This is a genomic window from Brachybacterium vulturis (genome assembly GCF_043641765.1).
Classification (GTDB): Bacteria; Actinomycetota; Actinomycetes; order Actinomycetales; family Dermabacteraceae; genus Brachybacterium; species Brachybacterium vulturis_A.
On sequence record NZ_JBHZRO010000003.1, the window covers coordinates 58,704 to 73,223 of the forward strand.

The window sequence follows — 14,520 nt, forward strand, 5'->3', positions numbered from 1 at the left end:
GTCAGCCGCGGCGCAGCCGCAGCACCAGCATGCCGGCGATGCCGGTGAGCAGGCCGAGCAGCGTCAGCAGTCCGGCGCCGCCGAACATCGCCAACCGGCCCCAGGAGGCGTCGATCCCCAGCGAGGACAGCGGGCCGCTGGTCACGGTGGTCTCCCCGAGCTCGAGCATCGTTCCCTCGGGGGCGTCCTCGGCCACCTCCCCCTCGACCTCGAGCGTGAGCACGACGGTGACCGGCTCGGCTCCGGCCGGTTCCGCGTCGGCGGGACGCTGCAGGCGCTGCAGGGTGACGTAGTGGGTGCCCGGCAACCAGGCCGTCGCGACCGAGGGCAGCTCGGAGCCGCGGTTGCCGCGAGCGACCGGGGTGGTCATGCCCCCTCCGGTCACCCGGTCACCGGAGGACATCACCCAGCTGCCGCCGTGGACGGTCACCTGCTCCCTCACGGCGTTGGCGGTCCGCAGCGCGAGCTCCCCCGCGCCCTCGGGCTGGGACATCGTCTCGACGCGCCAGCGCAGCCGCTGGCCCTCCTGCACGTCGATCCGCACCACCCCCACCTCGCCGGGCACCAGCTCCATGAGGTAGGAGCCCGGTGCCACCTCGGGCGCCGTCGCGAAGGAGCGGCCCGCCTCGAAGGGCTCGTCCTGGGCGGGCGGCACCGGGCCCGCACCGGAGTCCTCGACCTCCTCGGTGACGGCCGGCGATCCGCCGCCTGTCCCGGCGGGCTCGACGGCGATCTGGATCTCGACCGGGAGCGGGCTGTCCCCTGCGCGCGTCCCCGTCCGGGTGATGCGCAGGAACAGTTCCTCGCCGGGGCAGCCGTCCCATCCCACCGCTCCCGAGACGGCGCTGGAGGTGATGGGACCGTCCCCGGTGCGCCACTGGCCGATCTGGTCCTCGCCGCTGTCCTTGCAGGTCTCTCCCCCGGCGGTGAGGAAGGTGACCTCCATCGACAGCTCGTCCGCGGTCTCGGGGATGCCGTCGGCATACGGCGGGGCGGCCACGGTCGCGGCGGCGTGCACCCGCTGACCGCTGCTGACGGCGATGCGGTAGTGCTTCGCGGTCCCGGTGCTCTCGTCCTCGCTCTGCCCGCCGACCGCGAAGGTGTCCAGGTGGATCCCGGGCAGCAGCAGGGGCGCCTGGGCCTGGGAGGCGGCGCCGGAGACCTCCGGACCGGCTGCCTGATAGGCGTGGTCGGGTGGCGTCGCGGCCTCATCGCCCGGGTCCGCCTGCGCTGCGGGCACGGCTCCCCCCACGGCCACGGCGAGCGCCAGTGCCAGCGCCGCCACCAGTGCGGCCGTGATCGTCCCGGTGACGGGGGCGAGTGCTCCGCGGGCTCGCTCTGGGCAGATCATGCGTGCTCCTGGGGCTCGGGGGCGAGGTCGGGACGTCTCAGAGGCCAGGGTGCCAGATCCGCCGCCCTCGGGCCGCAGGGCGCAGTGCCGTGCCCTAGCATGACGTGCATCATGTCCGATGTCATCGCCGGCCGTATCGAGCTGCTCCATCCCCTCGCCCGGGGCGCCTCGGGCTCCCTGTGGCGTGCGATCGACCTGCGGTACGGAGCCGTCTGCGCGGCCAAGGTGATGCGTCAGCGCGACGGCGCCGACGTGCTGCGCTTCGTGCGCGAGCAGACGGTCGGCTCCGCGCAGGGCCTGGGACGTCACCCGCACCTGCTGCCTCCCTACACCTGGGTCGCGGAGGACGACACGATCGTGCTGGTGATGCCGCTGGTGCATGGCGGCACCCTCGCCGGGGCCCTCATGGAGCACGGCGCGCTCGCCCCGTCGCTGGTGGCCCAGCTGCTGCGCCAGCTGCTGGATGCGCTCGCGGCGATGCACCAGTCGCACTGGGTCCATCGCGATCTCAAGCCCGCGAACCTGCTGCTGGACGCCACCGGCGACGGCGTCCCGCACCTGCTGCTGGCCGACTTCGGGATCGCGCTGCACGAGAGTGATGTGCGGCTGACGGAGAGCGGTTTCGCCCACGGCACCCCCGGCTTCATGGCGCCGGAGATCCTCGCGGGGGCGGGCACCTCGGCCGCGCAGGACGTCTGGGCGGCCGCGGCCTGCGCGCTCGCGGCGCTGTCCCCGCTGCGACCGCGGGAGCACCTCGAGCCGGCCGAGCTGCCGGCGCGTCTGCACGAGGTCCTCTCGAACAGCAGCGATCCGGCCGCCCGGCCCCTCGAGGAGCTGCTGCAGCAGATGCTCCTCGCCGATCCCACGACGCGCCCCACCGCGGCGCAGGCCCGGGACCACATCCCTCCGCCCCCGTCCCCTCCGGTCTCCTGGGTGCGCACCGCCGACGGCAGGCCCTTCGTGCTCCGCGACCGGATCGAGGCACCCGATGCCTTGCCGGAGGTGCCCCTGGACGGTCCCGAGACCCTCGCGGGGCTGGCACCCGGGCTGCATGAGCGGCTGACGGCCCGGTCGCGATCGGCGACCTCGCCCCCGCCGGCCCCCTCCGCCGCCGCTGCCCCGCCCGTGCAGCAGCCGGCCGCGGCCGTGGGGACGATGAGCCCTCCGTCCGGGACCACGACCGAGCGCTTCGTCCATGACCCGACACGGGCGAGTCCTGCACCGCAGTCCGGCCCTGCGCCCCGCCGCGGCCGGGCGACCGCGACCGGGGCGGCGCTGCTGCTGATCGCGGTGCTGTCCTTCGCGGGCGCCACCGCCCTGCTGTGGTCGGCGCTCAGCTGAGCGCGTCGGCTCATTCCCCCGGCCGCACCAGCCCGGACTCGTACGCGGCGACCACCAGCTGGGTGCGATCACGCAGCCTCAGCTTGCCCAGGATCCGCGAGACGTGCGTCTTGACCGTCTGCTCCGCCATCACCAGCGCATCGGCGATCTCCCGGTTGGCGAGCCCTCGCGCGACCAGCCGCAGCACGTCGAGCTCCCGCTCGGTGAGCGCGGACAGACTCGCCTCCGCGCCGAGGGAGCGTTCGGGGCGGGCGACGAAATCGGCGATCAGTGCGCGCGTCACCCGCGGGGCGAGCAGCGATTCGCCGTCGGCCACCACCCGCACCGCCTGCACCAGCTCCTGGGGCGTGGAATCCTTGAGCAGGAACCCGCTCGCCCCGGCGCGCAGGGCGGCGAAGACGTACTCATCGGCATCGAAGGTGGTCAGCATGATGATCTTCGGCGGCGTCCCGGGCATCTCGAGCACCGTCCGGGTGGCCTCGAGCCCGCCGACATGCGGCATCCGGATGTCCATCAGCACCACATCGGGTCGCAGCTCCTCCACCACGGCGGCGATGCCCTCCCCGTCGGACGCGGTACCCACCACCTCGATGCCGTCCTGCGCGTTCAGCAGCGCCTCGAAGCCGCCGCGGATCATCGACTGGTCGTCGACGATCAGCACCCGGAGGAGGGGAATGTCCGTGCGCGCCGTCTGCTCCATGGCGTCACCGTATCCCCGCTCGGCTGGAAGGAGCGTGGATGTTCCTGATCCCTGATCGTCATGCGCTGCGCCGGCTCCGCCATGATCTGGCCCTGGTGATCCCCGGCCTGCCGCTGGCGCTGTTCGCCGCCCTGCTGCTGCTGCCGCTGATCGCGATCTCGGCAGCGCTGTCGATCATCTGGGTGGGCGTGCTCCTGCTCCCGCCGACGTTGACGCTCGCCTCTGCCTGGGCCCGGCTGGACCGTGCCCGGCTGCACCACTGGGGCATCGAGGTCACCGCGCCGAGGTACCGGCCCCGCGGCCGGGGGGCCATCGGGATGCTGCGCCTGGTCACCGACGCCCGCCGCTGGCTCGACCTGGCCTTCGAGGCGGTGATCGCGCTGCCGGTCCGGGTGCTCACCACCGGGGTCACGATCGTCTGGATCACCGGAGCCTTCGGGGGGCTGACCTGGTGGGCGTGGGGACCCCTGCTGCCGGAGCGGAACGACGTGCTGCCGGGCCAATGGGCGCTGGTCATGGTCGTCGGCCTGGTGCTGGCCCTCTCCTTCCCCGCGATGGTGCACGCCCTGGCGCTGCTCGACGTGGTGGTCACCGCACCGCTGCTCGGCGGGGCGGCGCCCGGCTCCAGCCTGCGCGGGGCGATCCCCCCGCCACGGTCGACGGAGGCCGATGCCCGCCTGCGGGAGAGCGCCTGGACCCGGATGACGGTCGCCTTCCTCGCCTTCGTGCTGGCAGTGGTGGCCTGGCCCGTCACCGCAGCGCTCTACGACGTGCACCCGGCGCCGGCGATGGCGGTGGCGGGCGCGGCCGCTGCCGCCGCCCTGCTCGCGGTCCGGTGGCCCTGGGCCGGGCTGTCGCTCTCCGTGGTGGCCGTCGCGGCGATGATGCTCGTGACCCTCCCCGCCCAGGCGGCGGCACCCTGGCCGTGGCCGGTCACCTCGCTGCTCGTGCACTGCCTGACCCTGCTCGTGCTGGCGGTGCTGCACCGGTGGTACTGGACCGTCTCCACCTGGTCCGCCGGGGCGGTCCTCACCTTCGTCGCGCTGCTGCTGACCGACGCCTCCGCGATGCCCGGCGGCACCCTGCGCGAGGTGATGACCAATGGTGTGGTGCTGCTGGCGGTCAGCGGCGGCGTGGTGCTCCTGGGCATCACGGTGCGGCAGTGGGTCCTGGTCAGCGGCCAGGTGGAGCGGGCGCAGACGCTGAGCGCCGAGGAGGTGCGACGCCGCTACGAGCTCGAGGAGCGGGGTCGGATCGCCCGCGAGCTGCACGACGTCGTCGCCCACTCCATGTCCGTGATCACGGTGCAGGCCGGCACCGCGAAGTTCCGCCTGCCGGGCCTGGATGCGAGCACGGAGCGGGAGTTCGAGGACATCGCCGCCTCCTCCCGGCAGGCCCTCGGCGAGATGCGCTCGCTGCTGGCGATCCTGCGCACCGACGAGGTGGCCGACGAGGTGCCGATGCCGGGACTCGCGGACCTCGCGGAGCTGCTGCGCTCCACCCGCGCCTCGGGCGCGACGATCACCGCCGAGGTCTCCCCGCCGGAGGTGACGCCCACAGTGGGCCTGACCGCGTACCGAGTCGTGCAGGAGGGGCTGAGCAATGCGCTGCGGCACGCCCGGGGGGCGGCGATCCGGGTGCGGGTGGCACCGTCCGCCGGCGCCCTTCTGGTCGAGGTGGTCAACGAACGTCCCGAGGATCCGCAGGCGACGATCCCGGGCTCGGGGCTGGGGCTGTCCGGGACCCGGGAGCGGGTCCGAGCCCTCGGCGGAACGGTCGCGGCGGGCCCGACGGCCGACGGCGGCTTCGCCGTCACCGCCAGGATCCCGCTCGCCGACCCCCTACCCCGGTAGGGGGTGCAGGTTCGCTCCCGCGGGGGACGCGCCGGCATCATCCGGCCCTCTAGCGTCAAGGGCATGACCACCACTGCTTCACCGCGTCCCACGCGCGCCGCCGGCGCAGCCCCTGCCCGGGGACCTCGGGCCGATGCCCAGACCCGGGACTACTTCGAGCTCTCCGAGCGGGTGAAGGATGCCGGGCTGATGGGCCGCAACGTGCGGTCCTACATGGTGCGCACGGCATTGCTCGCACTGGCTCTCGTCGGTGCCTTCGTGCTGCTGCTGACGCTGGGCAGCACCTGGTGGCAGCTCGCCGTGGCGGCGCTGTTCGGGATCCTGTTCACCCAGGCCGCGTTCATCGGCCACGATGCCGCGCACCAGCAGGTCTTCTCCTCCGGCCGCCACAATGCATGGTTCTCCCGCATCATCGGGAACCTCGTGGTGGGCCTGGCCATCGCCTGGTGGACCCGCAAGCACAACAAGCACCACGCCAACCCCAACACGATCGGCCGCGACGGTGACATCGCCGGCGGCGTGCTGGTGTTCGTGCCCGAGGACATGGCCGACCGCACCGGCTTCCTGGCCTGGTTCGCGAAGCGGCAGGGCTGGGCGTTCTTCCCGATCCTGACCCTGTTCGGCTTCGTGCTGCACTACGAAGGGATCACGGCTCTGCTCAGGAAAGGCCGGGTCAAGCACCGCAAGGTCGAACTGGCGCTGGTGCTGGTGCGCGTCATCGGCTTCCCGGCGATCGTGCTGACCACCCTGGGACTGGGCATGGGCGCGGCGTTCCTGGGCGTGCAGATGGCCGTGTTCGGCATCTACATGGGCTCCTCCTTCGCCCCGAACCACAAGGGCATGCCGCTGATCCCCCAGGGCCTCCAGGTCGACTTCCTGCGCCGTCAGGTGCTCACCAGCCGCAACATCAAGGGCGGCCTGCTGATGAACTGGGCGATGGGCGGGCTGGACCTGCAGATCGAGCACCACCTGTTCCCCCGCATGCCCTCGGCGAACCTGCGCAGGGCGAAGCCGATCGTCAAGCAGTTCTGCGCCGAGCGCGGGATCACCTACACCGAGACGAACCTGCTGACCTCCTACGGGATCATCATCCGGTACCTCAATCGGGTGGGCCTGGGCCAGGCCGATCCCATGGACTGCCCGCTGGCGGCGCAGCTGCGCGGAGCCTCCATCTCCTGAACGGGTCCGGACCGGCGCGTCGCCCCCGCGGTCCCGGGGCAGGCGGTATGGTCGGCCCATACGCCTACCCCTTCACGGGCAGCGCAGCCCCTCTCCGGTGGCCGGTCGGCACGGGGCGTCCGTGGAGGCCGATCCGGCCGGGACCCCCACCATGTCTTCCACCCCGCGCTGGTCGCCCGGCGACCAGGTGACCTGGACCTACTACACCCCTCAGCACCCCACCCGCACCGTCCGCCCCGGCACCGTCGTGCTGGACGACGACCGCGGGGTGGTGGTCTGGATCGCGCCCGGCACCGAGGTGCTGCTGCCCGTCCTGGAGACCGGTGCGGCGCTGCGCCGTGCCGGCGACGAGGGGATGTTCACCGCCCCGCGCGTGCAGTCCAAGCAGCTGTGGACCGGCAACGGCATCCTGATGATCGGCCTGCCGGACACTCCCTATTCGATCTGGCTGTTCTATAAGGACGACGGCTCGCTGGGCTGCTACTACGTGAACCTCGAGACCCCGTACGAACGGACCGAGGAGGGTGTGTGCACCCGTGATCTCGTCCTGGACCTGGTGGTGCTGCCGCGTCGCGACTGGCATTACAAGGACGAGGACGAGCTCGAGGGCGCCGAGCGCACCGGATACTTCTCCGCCGCGGAGATCGACGAGATCCGGGCCGCGGGCCGGGAGGCGGAGGCGCACATCGCCGACTGGCGCTACCCCTTCTCCGCCGGCTACGAGTACTTCTTCCCGGACCCCTCCTGGCCGCTCCCCCGGCTGCCCGAGCACTATTCCTGGGATCTCGACCTCACCCGGCGCTGAGCGCGCAGGGGCTCGCGGGCCGCTCCCGGGTGGCAGGATGGAACCCATGTCATCCGAGAACCTCACTCGCGACGAGGCCCGCAGCCGCGCCTCGTTCCTCAGCACCGACTCCTACGACATCCGCCTGGATCTCACCGCCGACGAGCGGACGTTCCGCACCGAGACCACGATCCGCTTCTCCTCCACCACCGCCCGGCCCACCTTCGTCGACCTCATCGCGCAGTCCGTCGAGGAGATCGAGCTCAACGGCGAGCTGCTGTCCGATCCGGCCTCCCGCTTCGACGGCGCCCGGGTGCAGCTGCCCGCTCTCGCCGCGGGCGAGAACACGGTGCGGGTCCTGGCCACCGGCCGGTACATGAACACCGGCGAGGGACTGCACCGCTTCGTCGACCCGGTCGACGACGAGGTCTACCTCTACTCCCAGTTCGAGGTCTCCGACGCCCGGCGCATGTTCGCCTGCTTCGAGCAGCCCGATCTGAAGGCGACCTACGCCCTGACCGTCACCGCCCCGGCGCACTGGCGCGTCATCTCCAACGCCCCCACCCCGGACCCGAGCCCCGTCGGGGAGGGCGTGGCCACCTGGGCCTTCCCACCCACCGAACGGATCTCCACCTACCTGGTCGCGCTGATCGCCGGCAACTACCAGGGTGGCACCGGGGAGATCACCACCCGCGACGGGCGCACGATCCCGATGGGCGTCTTCGCCCGTGCCTCTCTCGCCGAGCACGTGGATGCGCAGAACGTCATCGACGTGACGAAGGCCGGCATCGACTTCTACGAGGAGGCCTTCGATCGCGATTTCCCGTTCCGCAAGTACGACCAGGTGTTCGTGCCGGAGTACAACATGGGCGCGATGGAGAACCCCGGGGCGATCACCTACGTCGAGGCGTACGTGTTCCGCTCCGAGGTCTCCGATGCCGTGCGCGAGCGCCGCGACCTCACGATCCTCCATGAGCTGGCCCATATGTGGTTCGGGGACCTGGTCACCATGCGCTGGTGGGACGATCTGTGGCTGAACGAGTCCTTCGCCGAGTACGCCTCCACGCTCGCGAGCGCCGAGGCCACCCGCTGGAGCGATTCCTGGACCACTTTCGCGCTGTCCGAGAAGGGCTGGGCCTATCAGCAGGACCAGCTGCCCTCGACCCACCCCGTGGTGGCCGACATGGTCGACCTCGAGGCGGTCGAGACGAATTTCGACGGCATCACCTACGCCAAGGGCGCCTCCGTGCTGCGCCAGCTGGTCGCCTATGTGGGGCGCGAGGAGTTCTTCGCCGGCGTGCGCGCCTACTTCGCCGAGCACGCCTGGGGGAACACCGAGCTCACCGACCTGCTGGTCGAGCTCGAGGCCACCAGCGGCCGCGACCTCTCCCGCTGGGCCGATCTCTGGCTGCAGCGGTCGGGGGTGAACACCCTGCGGCCGATGATCGAGCGCGATGGCGAGGGCACCGTGACCCGGTTCGCGATCGCCCAGAGCGCCCCCGAGGAGCACCGGACCCTGCGACCGCACCGCCTGCAGGTCGGCGGGTTCTCGCTGCGCGACGGCGCCCTGGTGCGCACCGAGACCGTCGAGCTGGACGTCGACGGCGAGCTCACCGAGGTGCCGGACCTGATCGGGAAGCGCGCAGACCTCTGGCTGGTCAACGACGGCGACCTGGCCTACGCGAAGATCCGCCTGGACGAGCAGTCCCTGGCAGTGGCGATGGCGCACCTGCGCGACCTCGACGACTCCCTGGCCCGCACCCTGCTGTGGTCCGCCGCCTGGGACATGGTGCGTGACGGGGAGCTGCCCAGCCGCCGCTACCAGCAGCTGGTGCTCGCGAACCTCACCGGGGAGGACTCCTCCTCCGTGGTGCGCACCCTGCTGCAGCAGCTGGAGACGGTGGCGGGCGCCTATGCCGCGGTCGACCAGCGGGAGCTGCGCACCGAGACCGCGGCCACCGCGGTCTGGGAGCTCGCCGAGGCGGCCGCCGACGGCTCCGACGCGCAGCTGCAGTACGTGGAGTCCTTCGCCCGGCTGGCCCGCTCCGAGGCGCACCGCCACACCCTGGAGGGGCTGCTGGGCGGCACGGTCGTCCTGCCGGGCCGCGAGATCGACACGGACCTGCGCTGGAAGCTGGTGATCTCGCTGGCGGTGCTGGGCGGGATCGACGCCGCCGGGATCGACGAGCAGCTCGCCGCGGACGACACCCAGTCGGGCCGGAAGCACGCCCTGACCGCCCGGGCCGCCCTGCCCACCGAGGTCGCCAAGGCCAAGGCGTGGCGTCGCACGGTCGAGAAGGACACCCTGGCCAACGAATCGGTCACCGCCGTGATCCAGGGCTTCCGCCGGGTCACCGACGAGACGCTGCTGGCCCCCTACCGCCAGCGCTACTTCGACGTGATCCGGGCGGTGTGGGCCGAGCGCTCCCACGAGATCGCGACCCGCCTCGTCGGTGGCTACTTCCCGCACTCCTACGGCGGGCAGGGCGTGCTCGACGCCGCCGACGCCTGGTTGGCGGACGCCGAGGAGGCCCCCTTCGGCCTGCGCCGCCTCATCATCGAGGGCCGGGACACGGTGGCCCGGCAGGAGAAGGTCCGCGCCGCGGACGTCCAGTGAGGTGACCGCGCCCCGGGGCGAGGGGGGACGGTGACCCACCTCGCCCCGGACGGAGCCGGACATCAGAGTGGTCGGGCACTATCGTCGAGGGCATGTTGGACGCTCCCCAGGACCTCGGCCCGCTGCTGGCCGCCCCCACCGCCGACGACGCGCTGACCCTGATGGATCAGCTGATGCGATGGCTGCTCAGCAGCGGCGTCAAGATCGTGATCATCATGCTGGCCGCCACGCTGCTGAGCGTGATCGTCGGCTGGTTCCTGCGGCGGTTCTTCCGCACCATGGTGCAGTCCGGGGCGAAGATCTCGACCGTGACCGGCACCGTCATCCGCCGGGACCCGAAGTCGCAGCGGGCCGCCCAGGCCCGCCGCGAGCAGCGCGCGAGCACCCTGTCGAACGTCGCGCGGAACATCGCGCACGTGATGATCTGGGCGATCGCCACGATGATGATCCTCTCCGAGATCGGCGTGAACATCGCCCCGGTCATCGCGAGCCTCGGCGTGGTCGGCCTGGCGGCCGGCATCGGTGCGCAGACCATCATCAAGGACGTGGTCGCGGGGGTGGTCATGCTCTTCGAGGACATCGTCGCCGTGGGCGACTGGGTCGACCTCGAGTACGCGGAGGGCACCGTCGAGTCGATCAACCTGCGCGCCACCCAGGTGCGCGGCATCGACGGGGTGCTGTGGACGGTGCGCAACGGCGAGATCGTCCGCGTGGGCAACTACGCGCGAGGCTTCTCGACCGCAGTGGTGGTCCTCGACATCGACGCGGAGGCCGACGACGAGCTGGTCACCGCGGTGGTGACGACGGTGTCCGCCGAGATCACCGAGGATCCTGCGTGGAGCGACACCGTGCTCGCCCCCGCCGCGCTCAGCGGCATCCTGGACGTGGACGGGAACCGCTACCAGCGGCGGGTCACGATCCAGACCGCCCCCGGGCAGCAGTGGGACGTGGAGCGGGAGCTGCGTGCCCGCATCCGCGCCGGCTTCGCCGCCTCCGATATCGCCTTCGCCATGCCCCGCTTCGTCGAGACCGTGGGGAACTGATCTGCCCGTCCCCGTTCCCCGTCCGCTCCATGGAAGGATCCCAGACATGACCAGCCCCGCCCGGCAGCCCGCGCAGCTCAGCTTCTACGAGGCCGTCGGCGGCCACGAGACCTTCGCCCGTCTCGTGGACCGCTTCTACGAGGGCGTCGCCGAGGACCCCGAGCTGCGCCCGATGTATCCCGAGGAGGATCTCACCGGTGCGAAGCACCGCCTGTGCACCTTCCTCGAGCAGTACTGGGGCGGCCCGAAGACGTACGGCGAGGAGCGGGGCCACCCGCGACTGCGGATGCGGCATGCCGTCTTCCCGGTCTCCCCCTCGGCGCGGGATGCGTGGCTGCGCCACATGCGCACCGCGCTGGACACCCTGGAGCTGGCGCCGCTGCACGAGCAGACGCTGTGGGACTACCTCGATCGGGCGGCGCAGTCACTGGTGAACACCGTCGACGGCGGCCAGGCCCCGGCGGCCGGGCAGGACGTGCCGGGCCGCCTGAGCTGAGGCTCCCCCGCGTCAGTCGCGGAAGCGCAGGGGCTCGCCGGTGAACCGCTCGAGCATCCGCCGGGTCGCCTGCTCCAGCCGCACCGGTGCACCGGAGGCCGCATCGACCATCACCACCACGGTGCGGGCGCGGGCGTAGGGCGCGGCGGCCTCGGGATCATCGCGCGTGAGCACCAGGTAGTCGACGCTCAGGCTCGCCCCGCCGATCCGGGAGAGCCACAGCCGCACCAGCACGCCGTCGCGGCGGTGGCCGAGGGAGCGGGAGTACTCGACCCGCTGCGAGGCGATGACGGTGCTGAGAGCATCGCCGGCGCCGCTGATCGGCAGCGCCGCCGGGGGCCGCGGTGCCCCGAGCGCGATCTGCTCGGCGGGCGGCTGCCAGAAGGCGGCGATGCGCGCCTCCTCGAGCAGGCGCACCATGGCGGCGTTGTTCACGTGGCCGTAGGCGTCCAGATCCGTCCACCGGACCGGGATCGGGATGTCCAGCGGTCCGGGCGTGAGATCAGGAGCATCGGCAGCGAGAGGAGAAGACATGGTTCTCATCGTAAGCCGCCCGAGCAGTACGATCGGGCCCATGACGTTCCCCCGCACCGACCCCTCGGAGATCGCCGCCGGTCTGGTGGACCTGCTGGACCTGCGCGAGGTCGCACCGTCCGGAGAGTTCTCCACACCCGCCACCGTCGCCGCGTACCAGGGCGATTCCTCGCCGCACCCCGGAGGGCACGTCTTCGGCGGCCAGGTGATGGGCCAGGCGGTGACCGCCGTGGGCCGCACCGTGTCCGCGGACCGTCGGATCCACTCGATGTACTCGTACTTCCTCGCTCCCGGCGATCCCGCGCATCCGATCCGCTTCCAGGTCGATGCGCTGCGTGACGGCGGCTCCTTCTCGGTGCGGCGCGTGCTGGCCACCCAGCCCGGGAAGGAGGCCGACGAGGAGGAGCGCACGATCCTCGCGATGACCGCCTCCTTCCAGGAGAGACAGGACGGCCTCGAGCACCAGGAGCGGGCACCGCAGGCACCGGACCCCGAGGGGCTGCCCACCACGGCCGAGGCGCTGGCCGGGATCGACCACCCGGTGGCGCGGTATTGGGCCACCCAGCGACCCATCGACATCCGGCACGTCACCGATCCGATCTACCTGCGACCCGATCCCGCCTCCGACACCGCCGATGCGCAGATGGTCTGGATGCGCACCCTCGCCCCCGTCGAGGCGGAGCCGCTGCTGCACGATGCGATCCTCGCCTTCGCCAGCGACTACACGCCCTTCGAGCCGATCCTGCGCCGCCAGGGCCTGAGCTGGATGACACCCGGGCTGAAGATGGCCACCATCGACCACGCGATCTGGTGGCACCAGCACGTCAGCGCCAACGAATGGCTGCTGTACGTGCAGCGCTCACCCTCCGCCTCCGGCGGGCGCGGCCTGACCCACGGCCAGGTCTTCGACCGCGGCGGCGACCTGGTCGCGACGGTCACCCAGGAGGGCATGATCCGGGCACCGCGGGAGCGCTGAGCTCAACGGTCGTGGAGATCGAGGGCCTCCTGCAGCCAACGGCCCCGCTGGACGTCCTCGAGCATCACCGCCCGGCCGCCGAACATCGCCACCTCCCGGACGGGCCCGGCGGGCGGGAGCAGACCACCGATCCGGGCCCGGAGAGTCTCCTGGGCGGGTCGGGGCGGCCATGGCGGTCCTGCCGTCGGTGCAACGATGCGCGGGGGCCTGAGTCTTCCCGACCGGAGGCGACCTGTCACGCCCCCTCGCCGCTGCCCGCGCTGCTCCGCCCCGGCGCTCAGCCCATGGCCTCCCGCGCGGCCTGCTGCGCGCGGGGCAGGGCCTCGGCGGCGGCGGTCTCCCCGCGGAAGACCTCGGCGATGATCGGCATCGCCGCACCGGTCGCGATCGCCGAACGATCCCCGATCTCCGGCATCGCGACCTCCTCGGGGACCTCGATCACCGAGACGTCCACCCCGGCGGCGTCCCAGCTCTCCTCCCACGCCCCGCGCAGGTCCCGGTGGCCAGGGATCCCCAGCCGGCTCTCGGCCAGCGGGCGCTGACCCTCCACGCCGCCCAGCCAGCGCAGCAGCTCACCGATCGCCCGCTCCCGGTCCTCGTCCCCCGGGTCGACACCGAGCGCGGCGATCGAGTGCACCAGCGGCCGCGCTCCCTCCGGTCCCGCGACGACCGGATGGATCCCCCAGGAGAAGGCGTCGTCGATCTCCGCGGCGAGGGCGTGCAGATCGTAGGTCCCCGTCTGCAGCAGTCCGAGCTTGCCCTGCAGGAACAGCGATCTGCACAGGGTCGGGTCGGCGACGGTGTCCTTGCCCGCCGGGGCCAGGTGGGAGGAGGCGAGATCAGCCAGGTACTGCACCGCCGTGATGCCCTCCGCGGAGGCGAAGGCGGGGGTGCCGTCCTGATCCTGCCAGCTGCCGCCCTGCGCGGCGATGAACGGGCCGAGCACCGCGGTGCGATCCGGATGGGCGCTGAACCCGAAGGTCGTGCGGGCGGCCGGGTCGAAGTCCGCCTCCCCGGGCCTGCGCCCCTCGCCGTCGACGGTGAGGGCGCGGGAGAGCTCGCGCAGCGGGTCCGAGGCGGCTCCGGCATCGAAGGTCAGCGCCGAGGCATCACCGTCGACCGCGGCGACGAGTCCCTCATGGGCCACCAGGATGCTCTGCTCCCACAGCTGCGGCACGCCCCACAGTCCCGTGTCCAGACGGTAGAGGTCCGTCGCCGCGCTCTCCCAGTTCGCGGCGTCCTCCCCCACGATCTCGCCGATCTCCAGCAGCACCCCGCTGCCGTGGGCCTGAGCGAGATTGGCGGTGTTCATCCAGAGCACATCGGGCAGGTCGCCGGAGGCCACGTCCAGCGGGAGCTGGGTCCAGTAGTCCGCCCAGCCCAGCACCTCGAGGGCCACCTCGATACCGGTGGAGGCGGTGAACGCGGCGAGGGAGTCCTCGTAAGCGGTCGCCGCGGACTCGCTCCACACCCGCATCCGCAGCGCCTCCCCGTCGTCGAGCTCGACGGGTCCGTCCTCCGCGCAGCCCGAGAGGGCCCCGACCCCCGCCAGTGACATCGCAGCGGTGGAGAGCAGGAGCTGGCGACGGGTCGGCACGGGGTCGGGACCTTTCGAACGAGGGGCTGCGGGCCTCTCGGGCGGGGGT

12 protein-coding genes are annotated in these 14,520 nt (G+C 72.2%); 8 read left to right on the top strand and 4 right to left on the bottom strand.

All coding sequences use genetic code 11. From position 1 onward, the window contains the following. Position 1: 1 nt before the first annotated feature. Positions 2 to 1,351, bottom strand: a complete 1,350-nt coding sequence (locus ACHUEU_RS03040) for a hypothetical protein (protein ID WP_394214416.1) — start codon at positions 1,349 to 1,351, stop codon at positions 2 to 4. 111 nt (positions 1,352 to 1,462) lie between these two features. Here ACHUEU_RS03040 and ACHUEU_RS03045 point away from each other — a divergent pair, with 111 nt between their 5' ends. Then, entirely contained in the window at positions 1,463 to 2,692 is a 1,230-nt protein-coding gene (locus ACHUEU_RS03045; protein WP_394214417.1) for a protein kinase domain-containing protein, read from the top strand. Between the two features lie 10 nt (positions 2,693 to 2,702). Here ACHUEU_RS03045 and ACHUEU_RS03050 read toward each other — a convergent pair whose 3' ends face one another. Further along, the gene (locus ACHUEU_RS03050; protein WP_394214418.1) at positions 2,703 to 3,392 is read right to left on the bottom strand and encodes a response regulator; all 690 of its coding nucleotides are present in this window, start codon (positions 3,390 to 3,392) and stop codon (positions 2,703 to 2,705) included. Positions 3,393 to 3,430: 38 nt separating this feature from the next. Between ACHUEU_RS03050 and ACHUEU_RS03055 the strand changes: the two genes are divergently transcribed. The 6 genes from ACHUEU_RS03055 (at position 3,431) to ACHUEU_RS03080 (ending at position 11,364) form a co-directional block, all read left to right on the top strand. Further along, the gene (locus ACHUEU_RS03055) at positions 3,431 to 5,245 is read left to right on the top strand and encodes a sensor histidine kinase (RefSeq protein ID WP_394214419.1); all 1,815 of its coding nucleotides are present in this window, start codon (positions 3,431 to 3,433) and stop codon (positions 5,243 to 5,245) included. Positions 5,246 to 5,308: 63 nt separating this feature from the next. Next, positions 5,309 to 6,424: a fatty acid desaturase family protein gene (locus ACHUEU_RS03060; protein ID WP_394214420.1), complete on the top strand. Its 1,116-nt coding sequence runs from the start codon at positions 5,309 to 5,311 to the stop codon at positions 6,422 to 6,424. Positions 6,425 to 6,575: 151 nt separating this feature from the next. Continuing rightward, positions 6,576 to 7,229, top strand: a complete 654-nt coding sequence (locus ACHUEU_RS03065; RefSeq protein ID WP_394214421.1) for a ribonuclease FAU-1 family protein — start codon at positions 6,576 to 6,578, stop codon at positions 7,227 to 7,229. Between the two features lie 46 nt (positions 7,230 to 7,275). Continuing rightward, entirely contained in the window at positions 7,276 to 9,825 is a 2,550-nt protein-coding gene (gene pepN, locus ACHUEU_RS03070) for an aminopeptidase N (protein ID WP_394214422.1), read from the top strand. A 92-nt stretch (positions 9,826 to 9,917) separates the two neighbouring features. Continuing rightward, complete coding sequence (locus ACHUEU_RS03075) at positions 9,918 to 10,868, top strand: mechanosensitive ion channel family protein (RefSeq protein ID WP_394214423.1); 951 nt, start codon at positions 9,918 to 9,920, stop codon at positions 10,866 to 10,868. 46 nt (positions 10,869 to 10,914) lie between these two features. Continuing rightward, positions 10,915 to 11,364 (top strand): globin, encoded by a 450-nt coding sequence (locus tag ACHUEU_RS03080; protein WP_394214424.1) that lies wholly within the window; start codon positions 10,915 to 10,917, stop codon positions 11,362 to 11,364. Positions 11,365 to 11,376: 12 nt separating this feature from the next. On the opposite strand, the gene ACHUEU_RS03085 is transcribed toward ACHUEU_RS03080, so the two are convergent. Beyond that, positions 11,377 to 11,898, bottom strand: a complete 522-nt coding sequence (locus ACHUEU_RS03085) for an acyl-CoA thioesterase (protein ID WP_394214425.1) — start codon at positions 11,896 to 11,898, stop codon at positions 11,377 to 11,379. Positions 11,899 to 11,938: 40 nt separating this feature from the next. On the opposite strand from ACHUEU_RS03085, the gene ACHUEU_RS03090 reads away from it, so the two are divergent. After that, entirely contained in the window at positions 11,939 to 12,874 is a 936-nt protein-coding gene (locus ACHUEU_RS03090; RefSeq protein ID WP_394214426.1) for an acyl-CoA thioesterase, read from the top strand. A 277-nt stretch (positions 12,875 to 13,151) separates the two neighbouring features. Here the strand turns inward: ACHUEU_RS03090 and ACHUEU_RS03095 are convergent, their stop codons facing one another. Then, on the bottom strand, positions 13,152 to 14,471 hold the full coding sequence (locus tag ACHUEU_RS03095; RefSeq protein ID WP_394214427.1) for an ABC transporter substrate-binding protein: 1,320 nt from the start codon (positions 14,469 to 14,471) through the stop codon (positions 13,152 to 13,154). Positions 14,472 to 14,520 lie beyond the last annotated feature (49 nt).

Bases quoted from the DNA above. Each gene is read 5' to 3' on its own strand.
- ACHUEU_RS03055 (WP_394214419.1), top strand. From the start codon at position 3,431: ATGTTCCTGATCCCTGATCGTCATGCGCTGCGCCGGCTCCGCCATGAT.
- ACHUEU_RS03090 (WP_394214426.1), top strand. From the start codon at position 11,939: ATGACGTTCCCCCGCACCGACCCCTCGGAGATCGCCGCCGGTCTGGTG.
- ACHUEU_RS03040 (WP_394214416.1), bottom strand. From the start codon at position 1,351: ATGATCTGCCCAGAGCGAGCCCGCGGAGCACTCGCCCCCGTCACCGGG.
- ACHUEU_RS03050 (WP_394214418.1), bottom strand. From the start codon at position 3,392: ATGGAGCAGACGGCGCGCACGGACATTCCCCTCCTCCGGGTGCTGATC.
- ACHUEU_RS03075 (WP_394214423.1), top strand. From the start codon at position 9,918: ATGTTGGACGCTCCCCAGGACCTCGGCCCGCTGCTGGCCGCCCCCACC.
- ACHUEU_RS03060 (WP_394214420.1), top strand. From the start codon at position 5,309: ATGACCACCACTGCTTCACCGCGTCCCACGCGCGCCGCCGGCGCAGCC.
- ACHUEU_RS03085 (WP_394214425.1), bottom strand. From the start codon at position 11,898: ATGTCTTCTCCTCTCGCTGCCGATGCTCCTGATCTCACGCCCGGACCG.
- ACHUEU_RS03080 (WP_394214424.1), top strand. From the start codon at position 10,915: ATGACCAGCCCCGCCCGGCAGCCCGCGCAGCTCAGCTTCTACGAGGCC.
- ACHUEU_RS03045 (WP_394214417.1), top strand. From the start codon at position 1,463: ATGTCCGATGTCATCGCCGGCCGTATCGAGCTGCTCCATCCCCTCGCC.
- ACHUEU_RS03065 (WP_394214421.1), top strand. From the start codon at position 6,576: ATGTCTTCCACCCCGCGCTGGTCGCCCGGCGACCAGGTGACCTGGACC.
- pepN (WP_394214422.1), top strand. From the start codon at position 7,276: ATGTCATCCGAGAACCTCACTCGCGACGAGGCCCGCAGCCGCGCCTCG.